The sequence below is a fragment of the Streptomyces lacaronensis genome, assembly GCF_047337785.1.
GTDB classification, from domain to species: Bacteria; Actinomycetota; Actinomycetes; order Streptomycetales; family Streptomycetaceae; genus Streptomyces; species Streptomyces lycopersici.
The window spans coordinates 3,608,820-3,632,128 of record NZ_JBLHDK010000003.1 but is presented as its reverse complement, the minus strand read 5'-3'; the positions used below and the strand labels follow the sequence as shown (position 1 = coordinate 3,632,128).

The window sequence follows — 23,309 nt, the reverse complement described above, 5'->3', positions numbered from 1 at the left end:
CGTTGACAACCCTGTGGCGTGATCGTGGCTTCGTCAGCGAGTCGGGCCTCGAAGGAGATGTTTTCCATTTCCTCAAAGCGTTCACCATCACCTTCCCGCCCCCATAGGGAAGTTCGGTGAGTACGCCGTACACCTGTGGATGCAGCGTATGGGCAGCACCTCGGCCACCGCGGGCTACAGGGTGTGCTCAGCCGAAGGAGACACCACGTACGCACATGGCAGTCGCACGGCCGGCTGGGTCGATGTCACCACGCTCATGCCAACGCCGTGGTCCGACCGGGTCCGGGAGAGCGTCCAGGCTCTTATGGTGCCGCGTGGCGGAGCTTGAGTCGGTGTCGGTGACCGCTGGACGTGGGAGAATCATGCAGGTCAAGGACGCGGGCCACGCTGCTCGACGACGCCCGCGCCTGCCGCCTGCCAGCAAGCCGCGCGAGGTCTCGATCGCCACGGGGATCGGGTTCTCCTCGGTGTCTCCGTATTCGGCGAGCAGTTCCAGCAGCAGTTTGTAGCCGGCCGCATCGTCGGTGATGTGCCGCTTGGCCACCAACGCCCCGGCGTCGTCGACCAGGGCGACGTCGTGGGTTCGCTCCGAGGTCTGCGCAGGAGCTCGGACGGCTCGGGCATATCAAGAGGTCACCGTGCGGCGGGCTCGCACCACCAACACCAACGAGTGATCAAGAAGGTCGGTATTGACGCTCGACGGCCCTGGACGTCGCCGCTCTGGCTGGAGATATCGAGACCAGACCTGGACAGGTGTCCGTCCAGTGCCGACGAGCACCCGTCGACGGTGGTGGCGGCCCCGCTGCACCGCATGTCGCCGCTCTGCCTTGAGGCGTCACACGCCAGGGCCTTTTGGGGCATCCGTGCGGCGCCCACGTGACCGCCACCACCATGAGCACCAGGACCGCGCACGCTGTCCAAAGCGAGGCGTTGCCCGCCTGGCAGCCACGAGGTGTCGCGGTCCGACACTCGAACATCCCGAGAACCAACCGATCCCTCGGAACACCCATAGCAAGGGATTAGGGATTAGGGCCCTTTGTAGCTCGGGGGTGCGACCCCATTCCGAGCGGTTCCCGGAGGCCCTGTTGCCGTTGTTGTACGCGTCCGAGCCCGTTCACTTCAACTCGCCCGCCGAGTCGTGCGATTGCCTCACGCACGTGTACGGCAAGGCGGCCGATCATCCCGATCGGTGCTCCCGGTATCCGTCGGACATGACGGACGCAGAGCCAGGCGAGGGCACTTTCTCCGTGCACTACCGGGCTGCGTGCCAGGATCTGGCGTTGCGGGAGAACGGCGGCTCACTCGGGCTCGGGAGGCTGGGGTATTTCCTCCCGGCACTCCTCGCCCACACACCCTTGCAGCTTGTCCAGCCGCTGGTCGAGGAATGCGCGGACCTTCTTGTAGCGCGGATCGTTGTGGCGTGAGGTCAATTCGTGCGGATCGGTAGCCAGGTCGTACAGTTCCCGGCCGCCGGCGTTGTAGCGGACGTAGAGATAGTCGCCGATGCGGATTGCCTCGTACGCCGCGGAAAGTTCTTCCCCCTTGCCGACCTTCCGCTTCTTCCCAGGCGACTGAGGGGTGGGCGAGGCGGGGCCATCCATGTCGAGGTCCCCGGCAGCCGCGGCCCGCCCCGCGGAGACGTCGTCGTTCGGCGGCCCCCCGGCCGGCGGCTTGCCGGGGCCCGGGGGAGCCACCGGTGTGCGGCGGGCACCTTCCGCGATCTCCTGAAGCACCGGCCTGCCGCTACTCTTGCGGGGATCACGCCCGTACGGCAGGAGCGACCGTCCGTCGAGTGCGAGGTCCGGGTCCGCGTCGCCGATGTCCGAGATGGTGGCGGCCAGATCGACGTTGCTGGTGAGTTCCTTCGAGTGCTGCCCCGCGTCGATGCCGGGGCCGCGCAGCAGCATCGGCACCTGTCCCGACGCGCCGTGCGGAAGGAACTTTCCCGTGGGCACGCGGTGCTCGCCGAAGAAGAATCCGTTGTCGGCGGCGAACAGCACATAGGTGTTGTCCAGTTGACCAGTGGACTTCAGCGTGCTCATCAGCTTCGCCACGGCCTCGTCGACGGCCAGCAGCGATTCCAGCCGTCCCCGGTAGCTCTCGGTGATGCGCTCTGTGGTCTCGCTGTCCAGATTCGGGCGCTGCTGGAGGAACAGTGGCTTGTCCCGCATGTCGCTCTCGTTGTACGCGGGGTTCTCGGGCAGCCTCGCGTTGGCGAACGTGCCCTTGTGGCGAGGCGCCGGACGGGGGGCTGCCCCGACGCCCGGATGCGGGGGCGGCCCGGATTCCGGGGTGTCGCCCGAGTTCACCTTCTCCTCATTCGGGAGGATCTCGCTGTGCGGTGCGAGAAAGGCGAGACTGAGGAAGAAGGGCTTGTCCCCTTCGGCCTTGCGTTTGATGAAGTCGACGCCTTTGTCGCGGTACACATCGGTCTGGTAGAGCTTCGGGTCCTCCTCGCTGGGCTTCCCGTACGTGTGCAGCTTCCCGTTCTCGTTGAGCTGGTAGCCCCACATCCTGTACGTGGTCGGATCGATCGCGCCGCGCCACTCGTCCCAGCCGGGCGGCACGTGCTTCGGATCCTTTACGCCGTAACCGTTGGGGTACTTGCCAATGTGCGAGGTGACATAGCCGGCCTTCTGCATCCACACCGGCAGCGTCTTCTTCTCGTTGAGCTTGTCGTAGCCGCCCTGCGGGGCGGAGTTGTGCCGTACGCCGTTGTTGTGGGCGAACTGCCCGCTCAGATAGGTCGACCGTGAGGGACAGCACAGCGGTGACGACGGGTGGTAGCGGTCAAAGGTGACGCCTTCGTCGCCCAGTAGTTTCCGGGTTTCGGACATGACTCTCATCGACTCGAGCCACTGGTCGTCGGTCATCACCATCAGCACGTTGGGCCGCTTCTTCTCGGCCTTCGGTTCGTCCTGGACACTGACGCACCCCGTGGCGGCCGGCAGCAGCAGAAGAAGCAGGCCGAGCACGGTGGTTGGTACGGAGACCACCGAGTGCCGGCGCCTTCCCGTCGTCCCCCTCTCGGTCTTCTCGGTGATCGTGGCTTTCATGGGTCCGGTATCCAAAACATCCGTCCGTGGAGATAGGCCCGATCGGGCAGGTCGTGTGCCCTTCACGGGAAACCGCCGTTAAGCTCACGAAGGCAGACGCGAGTCCCGTAGTGGGTGTTCACGGGCCCGCGAACGGTCCCGGGGCCCGCGTCACCGGCCTGTGTCCTGCCTGGTGAAGGGAGGCGAGGCCCGGGGAAGGTCTCCTCCGCGTGCGGTTTTCGTCGGTCACTACTACGGGGCGAGCGCGGACTCGGTTCAACACTCTTCGGGAACATGAGTGGGCGCGATGGCGCCGGACGGGATCGGCTGAACGGCGGGCGGGGCTTCCGCGGTGACCGTCTGAGCCGCGACCGGTGAAGCCCGTGGGGCCGGTCGCGGCGAGCGGCTGGTGCGCGCGGTGACGCCGGCGCGCAGTCCCTGATGCCTCCTCGGCGGGGTCACCGGTGTCTCGCGGTCCGCCGAACCGCTCAGGCCCTCTCTCCGTTGCGGCTCGTGATGACGACGATCACTGTTCTGACGCCCGTGCACGAGGGCGGGTACGCCCACCTGCCCGAACTGTACGAGTGCCTCGCCGGGCAGAGGCTCCCGGCCGGCTGGCGGCTTGAGTGGGCGGTGCAGGAGGACGGGCGGACGGGTAAGCCGTTGGATGCCCTCCCGGACGCACCGTGGATCGGGAAGGGGGCCGGCCGCTGGGGTGGAGCCGCCCAGGCCCGCACGCTGGGGCTGGCGCGCGCCTCCGGAGCGCTGCTGCGCTGCGTCGACGCCGACGACCCCCGTACGACCCCGGCCCCGGGCCGCTGCCGGAGCGGGCGCTCCTGGACGGTGCCAAGCGCGGTGAACTGCCGGTGATGGGCACCACGCTCACCGCCCGTACGGAGCTGGTGCGTCTCGTGGGCGGCTGGTCGGCGATCCCGGCGTTCGAGGATGCCGCCCTCGTCCTGTACTGCGAGGCGGTCAGCCAGGGATGGATGCAGGCCGAGCCGGGCGAGCTCTACCGCAAGCACGCGGGACAGACCACCGTCACCGCAGCCTACCACGACGAGGACGAGAAGAGACTGCGCCAGGAGATCGCCGTCGACCGTGCCGAAATGCTGCACACCTCCGGCTGGCGCTGGTCGCCGACGGCGTTCTGTATCCGATGAGAACACCACGGGGACCCCAACACCCCGCTCGACTTACAGATCAAGGAGCGACAGTTGACGCATGGCCTCGAATCCGTTCTGTGGCTGGGCGGCCCGCCAGGGGTGGGCAAGACCACCGTTGCCCGGTTGCTCGCCCGGCGCCACGGGCTGCGGTGGTACAACGCCGACGCTCACACGTGGGAACACCGCGACCGGGCGATCGCCGCGGGCCACCCGGCGGCGATCCAGTTCGAGGAGATGTCGACCCATGACCGCTGGTCAGCGCCGATGGAGGACAGGCTCGCGATGTCCTTGCACCACGTACGCGGGGCTCATGGTCGAAGACGACCTCCGCGCGCTCCCGGCCGCACCGCTGACGATTGCCGAGGGCACACCGATCACGCCGAAGGTGGTCGGCAGCGGCACGGCCCTATGGCTCATCCCGACTCCGGAGCTGCAACGGGGCCGACTGGACGAGCGCCACCTGTTGCCCGGCGTACGGGACTTCTACCAGCACTTGGGCGACGTGATCGCGGCTGGGGTGAAGCAACGCGGAGGGCGGATGCTGGTGGTCGACGGCTCGTATGGCCTGGAGCAGGTCGTCACGGAGGTCGAAGGCCACTTCGACGAGGTGCTCGCTCGCGGGCCGGCGGCGACGAGCCGGACCGAGCGGCGGCAGCTGCTCCGCTACGCCAACCGCGCCTTCGTCGATCAGTACCGGACCTTCTTCACCCGCCGGTGGGCGCGGGCGCTCGGGGACGCCTCGGACGTCGTGCTGCCCTTCTCCTGCGAATGCGCGCGGGAGGGCTGCGAAGAGCTGGTCGACCTCGCCGTGTCCGACTTCTCCGCACCCCCTGACGGCACCTCTCCTCCACGGCTGGCCACGGGCCACGACGTCTTCGCGAGGGAAACGGTGTGGCAGTGATGCCGTCCGGCCCGGTTACGGCACCGCGGTCGTACCGGCAGGGCCCCGTCCGTACGCGGCGCAACTCACCGCCGGAAGGCGGCTGTCGCGCCGCGTACGGCGCGGAACGGTCCGGTGGCCGCCGCGCGGGCCCTGACGCCTACCCGGCGTGCGGCTTCTCCAGGCGTACCGCTCCCCGCTGCCACCTGGTCGGGGCTTCGGCGGCCGAGGGGGTACCCGCCCAGGCGCGGGCGGCCCGTTCGGTGATGGCGGCCGTCTCGGCCTTGGCCGCCGCCGAGATGGCGCCCGCGCCCGGCTCCTTGTACCAGGGGCGCGGCCGGATCAGGGCGGGCCGTACACCGGTGGCCAGCAGCAGGGCGGTGCCCTTGGGCAGAGCCCGTATGCGGTCGGCGGGCAGCACCGGGTCCAGCCGGTAGGAGGAGGAGCGGGAGGTGCCCTCCTTCGCCGCCGTACTCAGACGCCACGAACCCCGCCCCGACCGGGTCGCCGTACTCGACGAGCCGTATGCGGTGTACCGGGAGGCGCTGGAGGCTCTTTCCGGTCTGGCACTCGTACGGGACTCCTCGGAGACGGCGGTGGCACGGTCGGGGCAGGCTGTTCCGTCCGCCGACCGTGACCCGGTCGTCAGCCATCTCGGCGGCGACTGGAGGTGGAGGGGCGGAGGCGTCCCGCACCCCCTCGCGAGACAGTCATCCGATAGATTCGGAGAACTTTTCTCGCAAGATGTGTTAACAAAGGCGCGGTCTCCTGCTAATAATTCCGTCATCGATATCGCGCCCCACACCCCAGGGCCGCGTCCACACCCCTCCCCAGCCGAGCTCGGTCAAGGTCCCGACGAGCGGCGCCGCGGCGGGAGCCCCCTACGCAGATTCCAGCCCCACCCGCAGGAGAGGTCCCTCATGCGATCCACCGGATACGCCCTCATCGCCGGCGCCGCCGCCACCGCCCTGCTCGCCACTGCCTGTTCCGGAGCCGGAGCCGGCGGATCCTCGGGCGGTGGCAAGAGCCTCAACGTGCTGATGGTGGGCAACCCGCAAATGGAGGACATCGCGAAGCTGACCAAGAGCACCTTCACCAAGGACACCGGTATCAAGGTGCACTTCACGGTCCTTCCCGAGAACGAGCTGCGCGACAAGGTCACGCAGGACATCGCCACCCAGGCCGGCCAGTACGACGTCGCCACCATCGGCGCCTACGAGGTGCCCATCTGGACGAAGAACGGCTGGCTGCACGAACTCGGCTCCTACGCCGACAAGGACACGAGCTTCGGCAGGGCCGACCTGCTGAGGCCGATGGTGCAGTCGCTGTCCGGCTCCGACGGCAAGCTCTACGCCCTGCCGTTCTACGGCGAGTCGTCCTTCCTCATGTACAACAAGGATGTCATGAGCGCGAAGGGCATCACGGTGCCCGAGCACCCGACCTGGCAGCAGATCGCCGACATCGCGGCCAAGGTCGACGGCGCCGAGCCGGGGATGCGGGGCATCTGCCTGCGCGGTCTGGCCGGCTGGGGCGAGCTCGGGGCGCCGCTGACGTCCGTGGTCAACACCTTCGGCGGCACCTGGTTCACCAAGGACTGGAAGGCGCAGGTCAACAGCCCCGCCTTCAAGAAGGCCACCAACTTCTACGTCAACCTGGTCAGGAGGCACGGAGAGGCGGGAGCGGCGCAGTCCGGGTTCACCGAGTGTCTCAACGCCATGAGCCAGAAGAAGGTCGCGATGTGGTACGACGCGACCAGCGCGGCCGGGTCACTGGAAGACCCCAGCTCCAGCAAGATCGCCGGCCATGTCGGCTACGCCTACGCGCCGACCGCCCGGACCAAGAACAGCGGCTGGCTTTGGAGTTGGGCGTGGGCCATGCCCAAGACCACCAAGAAGGCCGACGCCGCCTCGAAGTTCATGCTGTGGGCCTCCAGCAAGAAGTACGAGAAGCTGGTCGGCGATAAGCTCGGCTGGTCGCGCGTTCCGGCCGGCAAGCGGGCCAGCACGTACGAGATCCCGCAGTACCAGAAGGCCGCCGGGTCGTTCGGTGACATCACCCTGAGGTCCATCGAGCACGCCGACCCGGCCAACCCGGGTGTCCAGCCCCGGCCGACCGTGGGGATCCAGTACGTGGCCATCCCCGAGTTCCAGGACCTGGGAACCAAGGTCACCCAGGAGATCTCCGCCGCCATCGCAGGCAAGACCAGCGTGGACAAGGCGCTGAAGGACGGCCAGAAGCAGGCCGAGGACGTCGCCGAGAACTACCAGAAGTGACCTTCATTGCCCGGCCGGCGCTCCCCCGGCCGGGCGTCGCTTCCCTGACCGGCCGTCACTGGCGGAGGAACCTTTCATGACCACGCTCACCGCTCCCCCCAAGACAGCGCCACCTCCCGCCCGTACCCGGAAGCCCTCGGGCACGGCCACGTGGCGGCGCCGCATCCCGCTGCTGCCGGCGCTGATCTTCACCATCGCCGTCACGCAACTGCCCTTCGTGGCCACGCTCGTCATCTCCACGTTCCAGTGGAACATCCTCAAGCCGGGCGACCGGCACTTCGTCGGCCTGTCCAACTTCACGTTCGTCTTCACCGACGAGCGGTTGCGCACAGCGGTGCTCAACACCGTCGTCCTCACCGCGTCGGTGGTGCTCATCAGCGTGCTCCTCGGACTCGGCCTGGCGATGCTTCTCGACCGCCGGTTCCTCGGCCGCGGGCTCGCGCGCACCTTGCTCATCGCCCCGTTCCTCGTCATGCCGGTCGCGGCGTCGCTGCTGTGGAAGCACGCCATCTACAACCCCGACTACGGGCTGCTCAACGGCACCCTCAACGCCGTATACAGGTTCTTCGGCGCCCACCACGGCCCCACGGTCGACTGGGTGTCCTCCTACCCCATGCCCGCCGTCGTGATCTCGCTGGTCTGGCAGTGGACCCCGTTCATGATGCTGATCCTCCTGGCCGGCCTGCAGTCACAGCCCGGTGACGTCCTGGAGGCCGCCCGCATGGACGGTGCGTCGGCCATGGCGACCTTCCGCCACATCACGCTGCCGCATCTGCGCCAGTACCTCGAGCTGGGCATCCTGCTCGGCACGATCTACGTCGTCCAGACCTTCGACGCTGTCTACACCATCACCCAGGGCGGCCCCGGCTCGCAGACGACGAACCTGCCCTACGAGATCTACCTGACCATGTTCCGCAAGTACGAGTACGGCGAGGCGGCCGCGGCCGGTGTCGTCGTCGTGCTCGGCTCGATCGTGATCGCGACCTTCGCGCTGCGCACCATCGCGTCGCTGTTCCGCGAGGAGGCATCCCGATGACCCACGCAGCAGTCGCCGCCCCCGGCGCGAGGTTCAAGAAGCTCCTCCGCCGCCACGACAACCACGCCGGTGCGCAGCGCCTGTCGCCCCTGTGGACGTTCGTCGCCTGGCTCGCCACGCTGGCGTTCTTCGCGCCGGTCGCGTGGATGGTGCTCACCTCCTTCCATCAGGAGTCCGACGCCGCGACCAATCCGCCGACCCCCTTCGCCCCCCTGACCTTCGACCAGTACAAGCTGCTGTTCAGCCGGGACATCACGCCGTTCCTCCTCAACTCGACCATGGCCAGCGTGGTTTCGACGGCGCTGGTGCTCGCCCTGGCGGTGCCGACGGCCTACGCGCTGTCCATCAAGCCGGTCGAGAAGTGGACCGACGTGATGTTCTTCTTCCTGTCCACGAAGTTCCTGCCGGCCATCGCGGCCCTGCTGCCGGTGTACCTGATCGTCAAGGACGCCGGGATGCTGGACAACGTGTGGACACTGGTCGTCCTCTACACCGCCATGAACCTCCCGATCGCGGTGTGGATGATGCGCTCGTTCCTCGCCGAAATCCCCCAGGAAATCCTGGAGGCCGCCGAGGTCGATGGGGCCAATCTGCTCACCGTGCTGTGGCGGGTCGTCGCGCCGATCGCCATGCCCGGACTCGCCGCCACCTCGCTGATCTGCTTCATCTTCAGCTGGAACGAGTTCATGTTCGCCGTCAACCTCACCGCCACGCAGGCGTCCACCGCGCCGGTGTTCCTGGTCGGTTTCATCACCAACGAGGGCCTGTTCCTGGCCCGGCTGTGCGCGGCGGCCACGCTGGTGTCGCTGCCCGTCCTCATCGCCGGTTTCGCCGCCCAGGACAAGCTCGTCCGCGGCCTGTCCCTGGGAGCGGTGAAGTGAGAGCGGCCGTCATCATCCAGTCAGGCGCGTCGAAATCGCCACGGTCGACGATCCGGCCCCCGGGCGCTCGACGCCGCCGACATCAACGGAGAACGCCTGGCCAGGCACGGCGGTTGGGCTGCACCGCGAGCGCCGCATCAGCCGACGAACGCACCCCGCCGAAGTACGGCCGGGATCCGGCCGCCCGGCCTGGTCTCCTCGTGAACACCCCCCACCGAACGGAATCCGTCACCATGACCGAGCAGATCCGCCGCGTTCTCGTCCGTTCCCTCGACGACATCACCCTTGAGCAGGTGCCCGCCCCTGTGCCCGGGGACGACGAACTCCTGGTGCGTACCACTGTCGTCGGCGTATGCGGCTCCGACACCCATGCGGCGGCCGGCCACCATCCCTTCATCGACCTGCCCTACCGCCCCGGCCACGAGGCGGTGGGCGTCGTGGCCGCGGCAGGGAAGGGAGCCGGGGGCTTCGCGCCCGGCGACCGGGTGATCATCGAGCCCAACCTGTACTGCGGCCGGTGCCCCCAGTGCCGCTCCGGCCGCTACAACATCTGCCAGGACCTGAAGGTCTTCGGCTGCCAGACGCCCGGCGCCATGACCGACCTGTTCACCATCCCGGCCCACCGCGTCCACCGCGTCCCCGACGACATGACCGACATCGAGGCCGCCCTCGTCGAACCCCTGGCCACCCCCGTCCACGCCGTGGCGAAGGCCGGTGATCTGACCGGACGCACGGTCGTCGTGCTCGGCGCCGGGCCCATCGGTCTGCTCGTCCTCGCTGCCGCCCGGCACGCGGGCGCCGCGAAGATCGCCGTCACCGACCTGCTGCCGGGCAAGCGGGACCGCGCCCTGCGCCTCGGAGCCGACGTGGCCCTGCCCGCCGACGCCACCGGCCTCGCCGACCAGGCCCGTCAGACGCTCGATGGACCGGTCGACGTCGTCTTCGACTGCGTGGTCCGCGAGCAGTCCATGGCCCAGGCCACCGACCTGGTCACCAAGGGCGGCACGATCATCGTCGTCGGCGTCGGCGCCGCGGGGATGACCCCCGTCCGCCTCGACCTGGTGCAGGACCGGGAGATCCGGATCGAGGGCACGCTGATGTACACCGGCGATGACTACCGCACCGCGATGTCCCTGATCACCTCCGGCGCCATCGACACCGCCGAGATCGTCACCGCCACCTACCCGCTTCAGGACGCCGCCGGGGCTTTCGCCGCATCCCTCGACCCCGAGCAGGTCAAGGTACTGGTCACGGTGGACGGACCGTAGCCCACGGCCACACGGGCATGGACGCGGATATGGACGCGGATACGCACGTCGTACGCCGCAGTCGTCGCCGCACGGGTGGCCCGGGACCCGCGAGCCGGACGGGCCCCGACCCGCACCGGCCCGTATGGGAAACTGCGAGACCGGAGCGACCGGGAAGGAGGGGCACCGTGACCGCCCGTACGCGACTGTCGCAGGCCGCCGTTGAGGAGCGGCGCCAGGCTGTGCTGCGGTACGTCGCCGACCATGGCGAGACCCGCATCGACGACCTCGCCCGGCGCTTCGGCGTCAGTCTGATGACGATGCACCGGGACCTGGACGACCTCGCCGGGCGGCATCTGCTGCGCAAGGAGCGGGGGCGGGCCGTCGCGTTCCCCGCCCTCACCATGGAGATGGCCACCCGCTTCCGTGAGACCAACGCCCTCGCGGCCAAGAACGCGCTGTGCGCGGCCGTCGCCGGCCGGATCGGGCCGGGCAGCACGGTGCTCATGGAGGACTCGACCACCCTGTTCCCTCTGGTCCCGGCGCTGGCGGAGGTGGATCAGCTGCACGTCGTGACCAACTCGGTCGGCCTCGCGCAGCGCCTCGGGTCCGCCGCCCCCGGGGTGGACGTCACCCTGCTGGGCGGCCACTACCGCGGCGACTTCAACTCCTGCACCGGCCCCACCGTCACCCGCGCCCTGTCCCGGATCCGGGCCGACCTCGCCCTGATGTCCGCCACCGCCGTCCTGGAAGGACGGCTCTTCCACCCCGTGAGCGACTACGTCGAGGTGAAGCTGGCCATGCTCGCCTCCGCCGAACAGGCGCTGCTCCTGGTGGACTACTCGAAGTTCGGCAAGACCGCCACGTACGCGTACGGCACCGTGGCCGACTACCACTCCGTCATCACCGACAGCCGCACCCCCGACGCGGAACTCGCGGCCATACGCGACCTCGACGTCCCCGTCGAGACGGTCGAACCCGAAGAGCCCTCCCCGTGATCCACACCCTGTTCGAAACGCCCGGCGCCTACCGTCCCAGCGATGCCGAGATGGCCGCGCCCGTGCCACCGGTCCAGGCCGTCCTGTTCGACTTCAGCAATACCCTCTTCCAGATGATCGACCTGGAGACATGGCTGCGCCGGGTCGGCTCCGCCTCCGGCCGCCACGCCGTGCTGGACGAGCCCGGCGCGGTGGCCGGAATCTCCGGCCAGTTGCGCACCGCCTTCCGGCTGCCCTCCGTCGTCGCCCTCCAGGAAGGCCGTGATCTCTCTCCCGAGCGGCACCGCCGCGCCATGTGGGGATGGTGGGAGCAGGTGGACTTCCTGCGCGGCGCGGAGGAGTTGGCCTACCGGGAACTCACCGCTCCGGACGCCTGGGTTCCCTATCCCGACAGCGAACCGGTCCTGCGGGCCCTGCGCGAGCGCGGTCTGCGCATCGCCATCGTCAGCGACTTCGCCTGGGACCTGCGCACCCACCTCGCCCAGCACGGGCTGGACGCCTTGATCGACACCTGCGTGATCTCCTACGAGCAGAACCGCGAAAAGCCTGACCCGCAACTGTTCCTCAAAGCCTGCGCCGACCTCGGCGCGGACCCCCGCGCCACCCTCATGGTCGGCGACAACCCAGTCCGCGACGGCGGCGCGGCCGCCTGCGGCCTGCGCACCTACATCCTGCCGGCGGAACACCGCACCGGAGAGCGCGGCCTGACGGACGTGCTGCGGTTCGGCGGCCCCGTCGCGGTCAGGTGACGGGGGAGGAGGCCGACAGGTCCTGGTCGGCGGCCCATGAGGCCAGGATGCGGAGCCGTTCGTGGGCCCTGGGCCAGACCCTGCACATCGTTTCCGGCATCGCCCTGATCGGCACCCGGGACGGCACCGTCTTCGAGGCCCGCACCGGCGAGACCCGCAACCAGTAGCTCCGGCCCATCGATCACGCAACCCGGGCCAGTGGGGGAGTCAGGGCGTCCTGCCGCGTCCGCAATCGGCGGGCGACGGGGTTCCGTCCCGCTTCTCCCCGCGCGAAAGTGCCCCCGATGATGTCGGCTGGTTGCTCCGGACGGAGCGTAAAGGGGGAGGAAACTCTCCCTGCCATGAGCGTTGCCGGTGGTGCAAGACTGCCCAGGTGACCAGTCGCCGCCGCCAAAGCGCGCGGCTGACCGGTTCCCCGCGGTGACGACGATCCACTCTCGGCGACCCGCTGTCGTGTCCAGCCGATCCGTCCGCGATACGAAGGCGTACGTATGTCCACTGAACTCCCTGAGTCTGCCGTTCCACCCCCCACCGGATCCCGCGAGTCTTCCCCGGCCCCCACCCGGCGCACCTTCATCGCCACCAGCACCGCGGTCGGTGGCGCGGTCGTCGCGGGAGGCGTGATCGGAGGGACCTCCCTCCTCGGCCCGGAGGAGGCGACGGCCGCCGAGCGGCCACCGTCCAGCCGCGTCTCCCTGACGGTCAACGGCACCCGCCGGACCGTGACGGTCGACAACCGCACCTCTCTGCTGGACCTGCTGCGCGAGCATCTCGGGCTGACCGGCTCGAAGAAGGGCTGCGACGCCGGGGCCTGCGGCGTGCACCGTGCTGGTCGACGGCCACCGGGTCAACGCCTGTCTGACGCTCGCCGTCCGGCTGGAGGGTACCGAGGTCACCACCATCGAGGGCCTCGCCGACGGCCGCGAACTCCACCCGTTGCAGCAGGCGTTCATCGACGAGGACGCCTTCCAGTGCGGCTACTGCACCCCGGGTCAGATCGTCTCCGGGCTGGGTTGCATCCAGGAGGGTCACACCGGTTCGCCGGAGGAGATCCGGGAGTGGATGAGCGGCAACATCTGCCGCTGCGGCTGATACGTGAAGATCGTGCGCGCGGTCGAGCAGACCGCGCGACGGAAGTGAGGATCGGCCGCCATGTATCCCTTCGCCTACACGCGTGTCTCCGACACCGGTGAAGCTCTCGACGCCGGCCGTCGCGGCGGGCGTTACATCGCCGGGGGCACCACCCTGGTCGACCTCATGCGCGAGACCGTTCGAACGCCCCGAAGGCCTGGTCGACATCAGCGGCCTGCCCTTGCGCGAGATCACGGTGACCGAGCGCGGGGGCCTGCGGATCGGCGCCCTGGCGACCATGTCCGAGGCCGCCGCCCACTCGAAGGTGCGCACCCTGTATCCCGTCGTCTCCGAGGCCCTGGAGCTGAGTGCCTCGGCCCAGCTGCGGAACATGGCGACCATCGGCGGCAACATCATGCAGCGCACCCGGTGCACGTACTTCCGGGACGTGAGCTCCGACTGCAACAAGCGTGAGCCCGGCTCTGGTTGCGCCGCGCTGCATGGTGTCAACCGCACCCACGCCATCCTCGGGACCTCCGGCGCCTGCGTGGCCACGCACCCGTCCGACGCCGCCGTGGCCTTCGCCGCCCTGGAGGCCCAGGTGCACTTGCTGGGCCCCGACGGGGCACGCCAAGTCCCGTTTGCCGACTTCCTCTTGCGGCCCGGCAGCACCCCGCAACGCGAACACGCCCTGAACAAGGGTGAGTTGATCACCGAAGTGGAGATTCCCGCTCTTCCGCGCCCGCTCAGGTCCGGCTATCTGAAGGTGCGTGACCGGCAGTCGTACGAGTTCGCCCTGACGTCGGCGGCCGTCGCGCTGCACCTACGCGGCGGGGTGATCCGCGAGGCCAAGGTCGCCGTCGGAGGCGTGGGCACCGTGCCCTGGAAGCTGCCCGCCGTCGAGCGACACCTCGTCGGCGAACGCCGCTGCGCCGGCGCAACGAGCCGAACGAGGACGAGTCGTCCGGGCTGCCTTTCTCCACCCGTCGGCTGCGCGAGTGCTACACCGTCGGTGCCCGCGAGTTCGGCTGGCATCGCCGTAACCCCAGGCCGCGCTCGACGCGTGAGGGGGACTGGCTGATCGGCAGAGGCATGGCCGCCGGCGTCTACGACACCGCGCGCATGCCCGCCCAGGCCCGGGCCCGCCTGGACGCCGACGGCACCGCGCTGGTCGAGGCCGCCGCCACCGACATGGGCCCGGGTACGTACACCTCCCAGACCCAGGTCGCCGCCGACGCCCTCGGACTGACCGTGCGCACGGTCACCTTCCGGCTGGGGGACTCCCGCTACCCGCCGACCCCACCGCACGGTGGCTCGATGACTATGGCCAGCGTCGGTTCCGCCACCCTCGACGCCTGCGACAAGGTCCGCCGTCAGGCGATCGAATTGGCCGTCGAGGACCCCGAGTCGCCGCTGTACGGGGTGGCGGCCGGCGATGTCGTGGTACGCAACGGCCGACTGCATGTGAAGAACAACCCCACGCGCGGGGAGACGTACCGGCGGCTGCTGGCCCGCAACGACCGCACCCACCTGGAAGCGGCGGCTCTTTGTGTGCCGCCGTCGGGCGCGCAGCGGCACTCCTTCTACGGTTACAACGCGACCTTCGCCGAGGTGGCCGTCGACGCGACGTTGGGCCTCGTGCGGGTGCGGCGTGTGCTCGGCGTGTACGACGCGGGCCGCATCATCAGCCCCAAGCTCGCCGACAGCCAAGCCATCGGCGGCATGGTGGGCGGCATCGGCACGCCCCTGCTGGAACACACGGTCACCGACCACCGCGACGGACGCATCGTCAACACCAACCTCGCCGACTACCTCGTGCCCGTCAACGCCGATGTCCCCGACCTCAAGGCGATCTACTGGACGGCGAGGACCGCGAGGCCGACCCGCTCGGCGTCAAGGGTCTCGGCGAGCTCGTGATGATCGGGGTGGCGCCCGCCATCGCCAACGCGGTCTTCAACGCCACCGGCCGCCGCGTCCGCGACATGCCCATCACCGCGGAGGCGTAGCTCTGACCCACCGGCACTTCGGTCCGGCGGAGTGCGCACCGCTCGTCGTCCGGCAGCGCCGGCCCATCCGGCTGCCGGACACTGCGCCGCTGGTGCCGCGAGGCACGCCCCTTCGCCCTGCCCACGGTGGTCGGCGTGCACGGCAGCGCTCCTCTGCCGACCGGCTCGTCGGTCGCGGTGGACGAGATGGCAACGCGGTGGGCAGCATCTCCGGCGGCCGCGTCGAGGGAGCGGTCTACGAGCTGTGCCGACAGGTGCTCCATGACCGGGGCGCTCCGCGGCCGGCCCGGTTCGGCTGCTCCGACGGCGACGCCATCGCCGTCGACCTGACCCGCGGCGGCGAACTCGATGTCTTCGTCCAGCGCATCGATCCCGCGGCCCGGCGCACCGGGCGGTGGCCGACCGGTCCAGGGCTCTGCCGCGGGCCGGCCGGCCCCTTTCGAGATCCGCTGAGTCCGACATCCGGCGGGTGCGGACCCGGGGCGCGGGTGAGGGCCCACATCATGGCGCCGCCCGCCACGACGGCGCACAGGTGGAGGGCGATCGCGAGCCCCAGCCGCTCCGGGAGGACGGCGTCGGGGGGCGAGGCGATCGCGACGTACAGGGTGAAGGGCAGCTTCCAGCCGCTCCACGCGAAGAGCGAGCCCGAGCCGAGCCAGCCGAGGACCGACGGCAGCCAGCGGGGGAGCCGTCCGGGGCCCTCGCGGCCCGGACGGGCCACGGCGCACGCGGCGACCAGCGCCCAGGTGCCGCAGATCCCGCACAGCAGGCGCCAGGCGGTGCGGCCCTCGTCGGGGTGGGCGAGGCCCGCGGTGCCGCCCGCCGCCCAGTACAGCCACATCAGGCCGACGGCGGAACCGAGCGCCACGGCCGCCCGGCCGAGCGGTGAGGGACCGCCGGTCCGGCCGGTGAACGCTTCCGGCCAGCGCCTGCGCAGATAGGCGGGGAGCGCGAGGGTGAGGCCCACGCCCATGCCGATGAAGCCGAACTGGATCAGGGCGGCCTCCCAGCCGGGCATCTGCGGGTCGCTGTCGCCCCCGGACCCGGGGGTGTCCGGCTCCGACACCAGCGAGCCGGCCACCGCGTACGGCAGCATCGACACCAGGAACCCCGCGCCGACCCAGGCGCAGAAGACCAGCGGCACCCCGGGCAGCCGCATCCCCCACGGCCGGGCCAGCGCCAGTACGAGAGTGATCCCGATGACCGCCATGCCGACCGTGACGGTGTTGAGCACCACCCATTCGGCGAGCCCGAACCCGGCCCCGACGGGCGCCAGTCCGAGCAGTGAGCCGACCACCCACGACACTTTGATCACGGCATAGGGGGCCATGGCGGCGGCGCCCCCGTACGCGGCCGGCCGTCCGATCCGGTCCCACCGGTCCATCGAGCTCTCCTTCCGTGCGTTGCGACGGAAGCTCGACGCGGTCTGCCGGCGGTGGCCCTCCGCGACGATGTCGCGAAGGGCCACCGCGGCGTTTCGGCGGCCGTATGAGCCGCGGATCACACCCGTACGGTCTCCGCGGTGTCGGGCTCCTCGGCCCGCCCCGGACCGGAAGTACCGGACGCGTGGGGGGAGTCGAAGCGGTGGTTGGGCCACCACGCCTTGGAGCCGAGCATCGCGGTCACCGTCGGCACCAGCAGCAGCGCCATGATGAACGCGGTGAGCAGGATGCCGAAGGCGACGGCGAAGCCCATCTGCTGGAGCATGGTGTTGCTGGCCAGCATCAGCACACCGAAGGTGCCCGCCAGGATGATGGCGGCCGAACCGATCGTCGGCGCCGACTGGGCCACCGCGAGCCGGGCCGCCTCGGCCGGGGACTTGCCCTTCCCGACCTCCTCCCGCAATCGGGCCACCATCAGGATGTTGTAGTCCGTGCCGATCGCCACCACGAACAGATAGACCACGATCGGCAGCATGAAGAGCAGGCCGTTCTCGCCCTTGATGTCCTGGAACAGCCAGACCGTCGAGCCCAGGGTCGCGGCGAAGCCGAGGCCCACGGCGAGCATCAGGTACAGCGGCGCCACCACGCTGCGCAGCAGCAGGCCGAGGATCAGCATGATGGCCACGCCCGCGACCGGGAACACCAGCCGGTAGTCGTGGTTGACCGCGTCCTCGATGTCGCTCAGCACCGCGGTCGTCCCGCCCACCAGGGCCTCGCTGCCCTGGGGCGCGGAGGCGTGCGCGGTGTCCCGCAGCTCCCCGGCCACCAGCGAGATGGCCTTCTCGGAGGCGGGCCGGTACTTCAGCACGACGCTGAACTGGGCCACGTCACCCTTGGGGTTGGGCACGGCGGGGGAGACCTCGCCGACGCCCTCGACCCCCTCCAGCTTCTTGCGGAACCCGGTCAGCGCCGCGGCGTCCAGCTTGGCGCCGTCCTTGGACTGGACGTACACCAGGCTCGGGTCGGACTCACCGGCCGAGAAGCTCTTCTGCAGCTCCGCCATGGCCTGGACGGACTCCAGGTCCTTGGGCAGCGAGCTGTCGGTGTCGAACTCGGCCTTGAAGCCGAACGCGCCCACCGCGAGGGCCGCCAGCACACAGGCGGACACCGTGGCGATCAGCCCGGGACGGCGCGAGACCAGGGAGCCGGTGCCGTTGGCGAGCCGGTTGCGGGGCGCCTGCTTCCACGCCTTGGACGGCCAGAACGCCTTCGTTCCCAGCAGTGAGAACACCGCGGGCACCAGGGTGAGGGCGGCCACCAGGGTCACCGCGACGGAGATCGCCAGCGAGGGCCCCATGGCGCGCATGCTGCCCATCGTCGACAGCGTCAGGGCGAGGAACGCCACGATGACCGCGCCGGCCGCCGACGCGATGGTCTCGCCGACCCGGGAAACCGCCTTGACCAGTGCCTCCTTGGGCTCCTGGCCCTGGCGGAGGTGTTCGCGGTAGCGGAACAGCAGGAACAGCATGTAGTCCGTGCCGACGCCGAACAGCACCACGATCAGGATCGCGGAGACGCTGCTGTCGGCCTCGAGTCCGAACAGATCGCTGGCGGTGGCGATCAGACCCTGGGCCATGATGAACATCACCAGGATCATCAGCACGGGCATCAGCGCGATGAGCGGACTGCGGAAGATGGCGCCGAGCAGTACGATGATCAGGACCAGGGTGGCCATCATGATCATGGCGTCGGTGTCACCCGAGGACTCGGTGGAATCGAGCGCCGAGGCCGCGGGACCGGCCACGGAGACCTTCAGCGAGGTGCCCTTCAGCAGCTTGTCGCGGTCCGCGCGCAGATCCTTGACCGACTTCTGGGTGTCCTGGTTGTAGACGTCCTTCTTGGTCGAGTAGATGTTGGCCAGCGCCATCTTGCCGTCCTTGGAGACGGCCTCGGGCGTGGTCACCACGGACTTGAAGGTCTTGTACTTCTTGTCCTGGAACCCCTTGGTCGCCTTGATGACGGCGGCCTTGTCGGCCTCGGAGAGCTTTCCGCCGTCCGGCCGCTGGTAGACCAGGATGGCGGCCGCGCTCTCCTGCTGCGGGAACGCGTGCTCCTGGAGCTTGGACACCCGCACCGATTCATAGTGCGAGGGCAGGAAGTCGGCTTGGTCGGTGCTGGACTTCAGCGGTGGGGCAAGGATGGCCAGGCCGATCGCCGCGATGATCCACATCGCGACGATCAACCATGGACGGTTGACGGAGAACCGTCCTATTCGCCCGAACATGACGCTCCTTAGGGATTTAAGGTTCCAGTAAGAGGGCACGCTAGGACAGCCGTTCGGGCGGCACCACGTGTCCTCGTGGAAATCGGCCTGGGGGGTGAGGGCGGCTCCACCAAAGGGTTTAGGGAAGCGATCCGCCTCTCAGCATCCGTGCTGATGATGGCGCCCCTCGGGCTCCGGGCCGACGGCCACCGTCCGAGTTTCGGGGGTCGCGGTGCGGGCGGGCCGCGAAGTGGGCCGGGCTGACACGTAGTTGACAAAATTGGCGCGTCCGGTGGTTGCTCGCGAACGTGTTCCCGCCCGGCGCGTCCGCTTCCTGACAACACACCCCATACGCCTCGTCAGGACCCCGCGCTAGACCTCCTGGAGGGCCGTCTTCGCCGTGTCCACGAAGTCCGTGAGGGCCTGCCAGAACGGCCTGAACGCGTCGTGAAAGCGCTGCCCCGCCTCCGGCTCGCCGGAGCGCATCGCGCCCAGGGCGCGGTGGAACGGGCCGGTGGCCTTCTGCAGCGCGTTCGCGGCGGTGGCCGCGGCGGCCGGACCCTCCAGCTCGACCACGCGCACACAGCGGCGCATCTTGCCGTACTCGTCGCGTTCGCGCTCGGCCAGCTCGTCCAGGAGGCCGGGGCGGCGTTCCGCCGTGCCGGTGCGCTCGACGGCGGCGACCTCCCAGTACAACTCGCCCATGCTGTGGGTCTGTTCGATCAGATCGAGATACGCGGTGCGCCTGCTGTCGCGCAGCCGTTCCGCGCGCTGGGCGAGCGCCGCGGTGTCCGCCTGGATCCGGGCGGCCCGGGTGTTGCCGCGGCTGGTGACCCAGCTGGCCAGGACGGCGGTGCCGCCGGTGAGGGCCGCGATCCAGAACGTGCTGTCAGCCATGGGCCCCCGTACCGTCCTCAATTCCTCGAGCGCCGAACATCCGCTGTCCCTTGGTCATCATCGGCCACCGCGGCTATCCCCCGATGGTAGGAAGATACGGAAGGAGTAACGGTTCGGCGGTATGTGCCACAGATATGTTCCGGAGCATGAGCGCATCCGGGCTGCTGCCCGCAAGGACCGAGCTGCGGCCTATCGTCTCCGAGTTGAGGCTGTCGGCCTTCAAGAGCCACCGCCGTGCCGCTTTTCGGCTGGGACCGCTGACCTTGATCGCCGGTCCGAGCGGCAGCGGCAAGTCCGGGGTGCTGGAGGCGTACGCGGCGCTCGCCCGGCTCGCGGGCGGCGCCCGGCTCGCGGAGGTGTTCCGCGATCCGGCCGCGTACATCCCGCGCCGGGCGCGGCCGGACCGGCAGGGGCGGCGCGGCTTCCGGATCGGCTGCACCGTGGACGGCCCGGTCGGGCCCGTACGGATCGATGTCGCCGTACAGGCCGAGCCCGAACTGCGCATCGTGGGCGAGCGGATGACGGGGGCGGGGGAGACCCTGCTGGAGACGGCGCTGCGCGACCCGGGGCGGCGCTGTGTCCAGGCCGCCTGGCATACGGCGGGCGCGGTCGCGGTGACCCGCGCCCCGCTGCCCGACGACCGGCTGGCGACCTCCCTGCTGCCGCTGCGGGTCGCGGGCACGACGGAGGGGCAGCGGCTCGCGCTCGCCGCCGCCGAGCAGGTGGTCATCGCGCTGCGCTCGGTCTTCCCCTGCGATCCGCGGCCGGACCGGATGCGGGCGCCGGCGCCGCCGAGGGACGGGCGGCTGCGCGGCGGCTGCGAGAACCTGGCGGCGGTGCTGCGGCGGACCAGCCGGGAGTGCGGTACGCGGCACGCGGCGCTGGTCGCGGCGGTCCGGGCGGGGTGCGCCGGGCCGGTCGAGGGGCTGGTCACGGAGGGGCGCGCGGACGGGGTGGTGCGGGCCCTGGTCGAGCAGGGGGAGCTCGGCGCGATGCCCGTGGAGCGTCTCGGCGACGGCGAGCTGCGGTATCTCGCGCTCGCGTTGGTGCTGCTGACCGGGCCCGGTGTGCTGGCCATGGACCCGGCGGCCGATGTGCTCCCCGCGCGGCAGGTGCTGACCGTGCTGGCCGACGGTTTCGACCGGTGTCTGGACCGGCGGCAGGCGCGGGAGCTCCTGGGGGTGGCGGCCCGGATGTGCGCACGGGGGCACATCCGGCTCGTGGGGACGGTGGGGGACGTGACGGGGGCGGTCGGGGACGCCCCCGTCACGGTGGTAAACCTGGGGCGTGAGTGAGTCCCATGAGAGCGAGCGACGAACCGACGGCCTGGATGTGGCGGCGCTGCAGCGCAGACTGGCCGCCTTCGCGGCGGCGCGCGACTGGCAGCAGTACCACACCCCCAAGAACCTCGCGGCGGCGCTGAGCGTCGAGGCGTCGGAGCTGGTGGAGATCTTCCAGTGGCTGACGCCTGAGGAGTCGGCGCGGGTGATGGAGGAGGAGGGGAGGGCGGGCCGGGTCGAGGACGAGGTCGCGGATGTGCTGGCGTATCTGCTCCAGTTCTGTGAGGTGCTGGGGATCGACGCGCTCGCGGCGCTCTCGGCGAAGATCGACCGGAATGAAGTGCGGTTTCCGGTGAACGGGGGGCGCTGACGGCGTACGGGGGCTGAACGCGGACGGGTGGGGGCGAGGTACTCGGGGCTGAGCGCGGTGTCGGTGGGGGCTGAGCGCGAACGGGGGCTTTGGCGGTGAATGGGTGATCTCGCGGTGAACGGGGGGCTATGCCGGTGAACGGGGGGCGTGACGGTGAACCGCGATCTCCGGTGACTCGCGGGGCTCCGACCCCTTGATCCGTCACTCTCCGTAGTGAAGAAGTTATCCACATCGCAACTGTTGTCAACAGATTCCTGAATTCCCCTAGCTTTTCGGCCTGTTAGTCATCACTCTGGGTAGTGGAGGAGTGACGGGCTCGGAAGTCCGTTGAGAGGGGTGCGGGAATGGACGCGATGCGGCTGATCGGTGTCACCCGGCACGCCCTGGCGAAGGCCGGGAGCGTGCACGACATCGTGGCCGAAGCCTGGCAGGTTCAAGCGCTGGCCGAAGCGGTCGGCGGATATTTCGTGGTGAGCGGCCCGGCGGCCGCGCGAGCGGAGGCGCGCGGTCTGTGCGAGGCGGGCGGGCGGGCGCGCGGCGCCCTGTTCCACCCGGCGCTGCACCACCCCACATTGCGCGGCGGCGGATTACGGGCCGCCCAGCTCTCGGAGGTGCGCGATCCGAGGGAGGTGCTGCCGGCGCTGGGGGAGCTGTTGGCGGAGGCGGGCTTCGCGCTGGTCGGGGTCGCCTCCAATACCGAGGAGGAGGCGCTGTACTGGCAGTGCGTGGAGGCGATCGACGCCGCGGACGAGGCCCGGGACCGGGTGCACGGCATGCTCAGGCACCTCACCTTCCGCGAGTGGGGTGGGGAGTGGGGTGGTGCCGCGTGACGAGGCAGGATGGGTGCCATGGATCTTCGCATCTTCACCGAGCCCCAGCAGGGGGCGACCTACGACACGCTGCTCACCGTCGCCAAGGCCACCGAGGACCTCGGATTCGACGCCTTCTTCCGGTCCGACCACTACCTCCACATGGGAGATGTGGACGGCCTCCCCGGCCCCACCGACGCCTGGATCACCCTGGCCGGGCTGGCCCGCGAGACCCGGCGGATCCGGCTGGGCACCCTGATGACCGCCGCCACCTTCCGGCTGCCCGGTGTGCTGGCGATCCAGGTCGCGCAGGTCGACCAGATGTCGGGTGGACGAGTCGAGCTGGGCCTGGGCGCGGGCTGGTTCGAGGAGGAGCACCGGGCCTATGGGATCCCCTTCCCCAAGGAGAAGTTCGACCGGCTGGAGGAGCAGCTGGCCATCGTCACCGGGCTGTGGCAGACCCCGGTCGGTGAGACCTTCGGCCATGACGGTGCCCACTACCAGCTGGTGGACTCCCCGGGGCTGCCCAAGCCCGCGCAGAGCAAGGTGCCGGTGCTGATCGGCGGCCAAGGGGCCACCCGCACCCCGCGGCTGGCCGCACGGTACGCGGACGAGTTCAATATGCCGTTCGCCTCGCCCGAGGACAGTGAGCGCCAGTTCGGCCGGGTGCGGGCGGCGGCCGAGGCCGCCGGCCGCAAGGGTGACGACTTGGTGTACTCCAACGCGCTGGTGGTGTGCGTGGGCAAGGACGACGCCGAGGTCGCCCGGCGGGCCGCGGCGATCGGACGGGAGGTCGAGGAGCTGAAGAAGAACGGTCTGGCGGGCTCCCCGGCCGAGGTCGTCGAGAAGATCGGCCGCTATGCGGAGGCGGGCGCCTCCCGGCTCTACCTCCAGATGCTGGACCTGACCGACCTCGACCACCTGGAGCTGATTTCCTCGCAGGTCCAGGCCCAGTTGGGCTGAGCG

General features: G+C 70.0%; 16 protein-coding genes and 7 pseudogenes. 18 read left to right on the top strand and 5 right to left on the bottom strand.

Translation table 11 applies throughout. The features are described from left to right. Positions 1–403 precede the first annotated feature (403 nt). Together ACMTAK_RS15270 and ACMTAK_RS15265 are read right to left on the bottom strand one after the other, a co-directional pair. Positions 404–568 (bottom strand): annotated as a pseudogene (locus tag ACMTAK_RS15270) (IS110 family transposase); the annotation flags it as partial. Positions 569–1,298: 730 nt separating this feature from the next. Beyond that, positions 1,299–3,056 carry a sulfatase family protein gene (locus ACMTAK_RS15265; protein ID WP_413806752.1) on the bottom strand — a complete coding sequence of 586 codons (1,758 nt, stop codon included), beginning with the start codon at positions 3,054–3,056 and terminating at the stop codon, positions 1,299–1,301. Between the two features lie 492 nt (positions 3,057–3,548). Here ACMTAK_RS15265 and ACMTAK_RS15260 point away from each other — a divergent pair, with 492 nt between their 5' ends. The 3 genes from ACMTAK_RS15260 (at position 3,549) to ACMTAK_RS15250 (ending at position 5,102) form a co-directional block, all read left to right on the top strand. Further along, entirely contained in the window at positions 3,549–3,905 is a 357-nt protein-coding gene (locus ACMTAK_RS15260; RefSeq protein WP_413806751.1) for a hypothetical protein, read from the top strand. Then, positions 3,905–4,198 (top strand): hypothetical protein, encoded by a 294-nt coding sequence (locus ACMTAK_RS15255; protein ID WP_413806750.1) that lies wholly within the window; start codon positions 3,905–3,907, stop codon positions 4,196–4,198. The genes ACMTAK_RS15260 and ACMTAK_RS15255 overlap by 1 nt, the downstream gene beginning before the upstream one ends. 313 nt (positions 4,199–4,511) lie before the next feature. Further along, a complete protein-coding gene (locus tag ACMTAK_RS15250) occupies positions 4,512–5,102 on the top strand; it encodes a hypothetical protein (RefSeq protein WP_413806749.1) in 591 nt (196 codons plus the stop codon). Positions 5,103–5,241: 139 nt separating this feature from the next. Here the strand turns inward: ACMTAK_RS15250 and ACMTAK_RS15245 are convergent. Further along, positions 5,242–5,547: pseudogene (locus ACMTAK_RS15245) on the bottom strand (hypothetical protein); the annotation flags it as partial. Positions 5,548–6,001: 454 nt separating this feature from the next. Here ACMTAK_RS15245 and ACMTAK_RS15240 point away from each other — a divergent pair. The 11 genes and pseudogenes from ACMTAK_RS15240 to ACMTAK_RS15190 form a co-directional block, all read left to right on the top strand. Beyond that, positions 6,002–7,354, top strand: coding sequence for an ABC transporter substrate-binding protein (locus tag ACMTAK_RS15240; protein WP_413806748.1), 1,353 nt, complete (start codon positions 6,002–6,004; stop codon positions 7,352–7,354). A 76-nt stretch (positions 7,355–7,430) separates the two neighbouring features. Beyond that, the gene (locus tag ACMTAK_RS15235) at positions 7,431–8,390 is read left to right on the top strand and encodes a carbohydrate ABC transporter permease (protein WP_413806747.1); all 960 of its coding nucleotides are present in this window, start codon (positions 7,431–7,433) and stop codon (positions 8,388–8,390) included. Further along, a complete protein-coding gene (locus tag ACMTAK_RS15230; RefSeq protein WP_413806746.1) occupies positions 8,387–9,271 on the top strand; it encodes a carbohydrate ABC transporter permease in 885 nt (294 codons plus the stop codon). The genes ACMTAK_RS15235 and ACMTAK_RS15230 overlap by 4 nt, the downstream gene beginning before the upstream one ends. A gap of 233 nt (positions 9,272–9,504) precedes the next feature. Next, the gene (locus tag ACMTAK_RS15225; RefSeq protein WP_413806745.1) at positions 9,505–10,539 is read left to right on the top strand and encodes a zinc-dependent alcohol dehydrogenase; all 1,035 of its coding nucleotides are present in this window, start codon (positions 9,505–9,507) and stop codon (positions 10,537–10,539) included. 167 nt (positions 10,540–10,706) lie between these two features. Continuing rightward, positions 10,707–11,516 carry a DeoR/GlpR family DNA-binding transcription regulator gene (locus ACMTAK_RS15220; RefSeq protein WP_413806744.1) on the top strand — a complete coding sequence of 270 codons (810 nt, stop codon included), beginning with the start codon at positions 10,707–10,709 and terminating at the stop codon, positions 11,514–11,516. Further along, positions 11,513–12,265: an HAD family hydrolase gene (locus ACMTAK_RS15215; protein WP_413806743.1), complete on the top strand. Its 753-nt coding sequence runs from the start codon at positions 11,513–11,515 to the stop codon at positions 12,263–12,265. Before ACMTAK_RS15220 ends, ACMTAK_RS15215 begins: the two co-directional genes overlap by 4 nt. A gap of 65 nt (positions 12,266–12,330) precedes the next feature. Continuing rightward, positions 12,331–12,420 (top strand): annotated as a pseudogene (locus ACMTAK_RS15210) (cupin domain-containing protein); the annotation flags it as partial. A 336-nt stretch (positions 12,421–12,756) separates the two neighbouring features. Then, positions 12,757–13,357: pseudogene (locus tag ACMTAK_RS15205) on the top strand ((2Fe-2S)-binding protein). 60 nt (positions 13,358–13,417) lie between these two features. Further along, positions 13,418–14,261 (top strand): annotated as a pseudogene (locus tag ACMTAK_RS15200) (FAD binding domain-containing protein); the annotation flags it as partial. 2 nt (positions 14,262–14,263) lie between these two features. Further along, positions 14,264–15,342, top strand: a pseudogene (locus ACMTAK_RS15195) (xanthine dehydrogenase family protein molybdopterin-binding subunit); the annotation flags it as partial. Between the two features lie 81 nt (positions 15,343–15,423). Beyond that, positions 15,424–15,725 (top strand): annotated as a pseudogene (locus tag ACMTAK_RS15190) (XdhC family protein); the annotation flags it as partial. Positions 15,726–16,842: 1,117 nt separating this feature from the next. Here the strand turns inward: ACMTAK_RS15190 and ACMTAK_RS15185 are convergent. Both ACMTAK_RS15185 and ACMTAK_RS15180 read right to left on the bottom strand, forming a co-directional pair. Continuing rightward, complete coding sequence (locus tag ACMTAK_RS15185) at positions 16,843–19,008, bottom strand: MMPL family transporter (protein WP_413806742.1); 2,166 nt, start codon at positions 19,006–19,008, stop codon at positions 16,843–16,845. Positions 19,009–19,359: 351 nt separating this feature from the next. Then, positions 19,360–19,884: a hypothetical protein gene (locus tag ACMTAK_RS15180; protein WP_413806741.1), complete on the bottom strand. Its 525-nt coding sequence runs from the start codon at positions 19,882–19,884 to the stop codon at positions 19,360–19,362. Between the two features lie 146 nt (positions 19,885–20,030). Between ACMTAK_RS15180 and ACMTAK_RS15175 the strand changes: the two genes are divergently transcribed. The 4 genes from ACMTAK_RS15175 (at position 20,031) to ACMTAK_RS15160 (ending at position 23,306) form a co-directional block, all read left to right on the top strand. Further along, complete coding sequence (locus tag ACMTAK_RS15175) at positions 20,031–21,179, top strand: AAA family ATPase (protein ID WP_413806740.1); 1,149 nt, start codon at positions 20,031–20,033, stop codon at positions 21,177–21,179. Then, the gene (locus ACMTAK_RS15170; protein ID WP_413806739.1) at positions 21,172–21,534 is read left to right on the top strand and encodes a nucleotide pyrophosphohydrolase; all 363 of its coding nucleotides are present in this window, start codon (positions 21,172–21,174) and stop codon (positions 21,532–21,534) included. The genes ACMTAK_RS15175 and ACMTAK_RS15170 overlap by 8 nt, the downstream gene beginning before the upstream one ends. Before the next feature lie 344 nt (positions 21,535–21,878). After that, positions 21,879–22,364, top strand: coding sequence for a DUF6099 family protein (locus tag ACMTAK_RS15165; protein WP_044569264.1), 486 nt, complete (start codon positions 21,879–21,881; stop codon positions 22,362–22,364). 18 nt (positions 22,365–22,382) lie between these two features. Further along, entirely contained in the window at positions 22,383–23,306 is a 924-nt protein-coding gene (locus ACMTAK_RS15160; protein ID WP_413806738.1) for an LLM class F420-dependent oxidoreductase, read from the top strand. Positions 23,307–23,309 lie beyond the last annotated feature (3 nt).

What these genes read in the sequence shown, in the direction of transcription:
- ACMTAK_RS15225 (WP_413806745.1), top strand. Translation starts at nt 9,505, where the DNA reads ATGACCGAGCAGATCCGCCGCGTTCTCGTCCGTTCCCTCGACGACATC.
- ACMTAK_RS15250 (WP_413806749.1), top strand. Translation starts at nt 4,512, where the DNA reads ATGGTCGAAGACGACCTCCGCGCGCTCCCGGCCGCACCGCTGACGATT.
- ACMTAK_RS15235 (WP_413806747.1), top strand. Translation starts at nt 7,431, where the DNA reads ATGACCACGCTCACCGCTCCCCCCAAGACAGCGCCACCTCCCGCCCGT.
- ACMTAK_RS15180 (WP_413806741.1), bottom strand. Translation starts at nt 19,884, where the DNA reads ATGGCTGACAGCACGTTCTGGATCGCGGCCCTCACCGGCGGCACCGCC.
- ACMTAK_RS15230 (WP_413806746.1), top strand. Translation starts at nt 8,387, where the DNA reads ATGACCCACGCAGCAGTCGCCGCCCCCGGCGCGAGGTTCAAGAAGCTC.
- ACMTAK_RS15175 (WP_413806740.1), top strand. Translation starts at nt 20,031, where the DNA reads ATGAGCGCATCCGGGCTGCTGCCCGCAAGGACCGAGCTGCGGCCTATC.
- ACMTAK_RS15240 (WP_413806748.1), top strand. Translation starts at nt 6,002, where the DNA reads ATGCGATCCACCGGATACGCCCTCATCGCCGGCGCCGCCGCCACCGCC.
- ACMTAK_RS15255 (WP_413806750.1), top strand. Translation starts at nt 3,905, where the DNA reads ATGGGCACCACGCTCACCGCCCGTACGGAGCTGGTGCGTCTCGTGGGC.
- ACMTAK_RS15265 (WP_413806752.1), bottom strand. Translation starts at nt 3,056, where the DNA reads ATGAAAGCCACGATCACCGAGAAGACCGAGAGGGGGACGACGGGAAGG.
- ACMTAK_RS15160 (WP_413806738.1), top strand. Translation starts at nt 22,383, where the DNA reads ATGGATCTTCGCATCTTCACCGAGCCCCAGCAGGGGGCGACCTACGAC.
- ACMTAK_RS15165 (WP_044569264.1), top strand. Translation starts at nt 21,879, where the DNA reads ATGGACGCGATGCGGCTGATCGGTGTCACCCGGCACGCCCTGGCGAAG.
- ACMTAK_RS15185 (WP_413806742.1), bottom strand. Translation starts at nt 19,008, where the DNA reads ATGTTCGGGCGAATAGGACGGTTCTCCGTCAACCGTCCATGGTTGATC.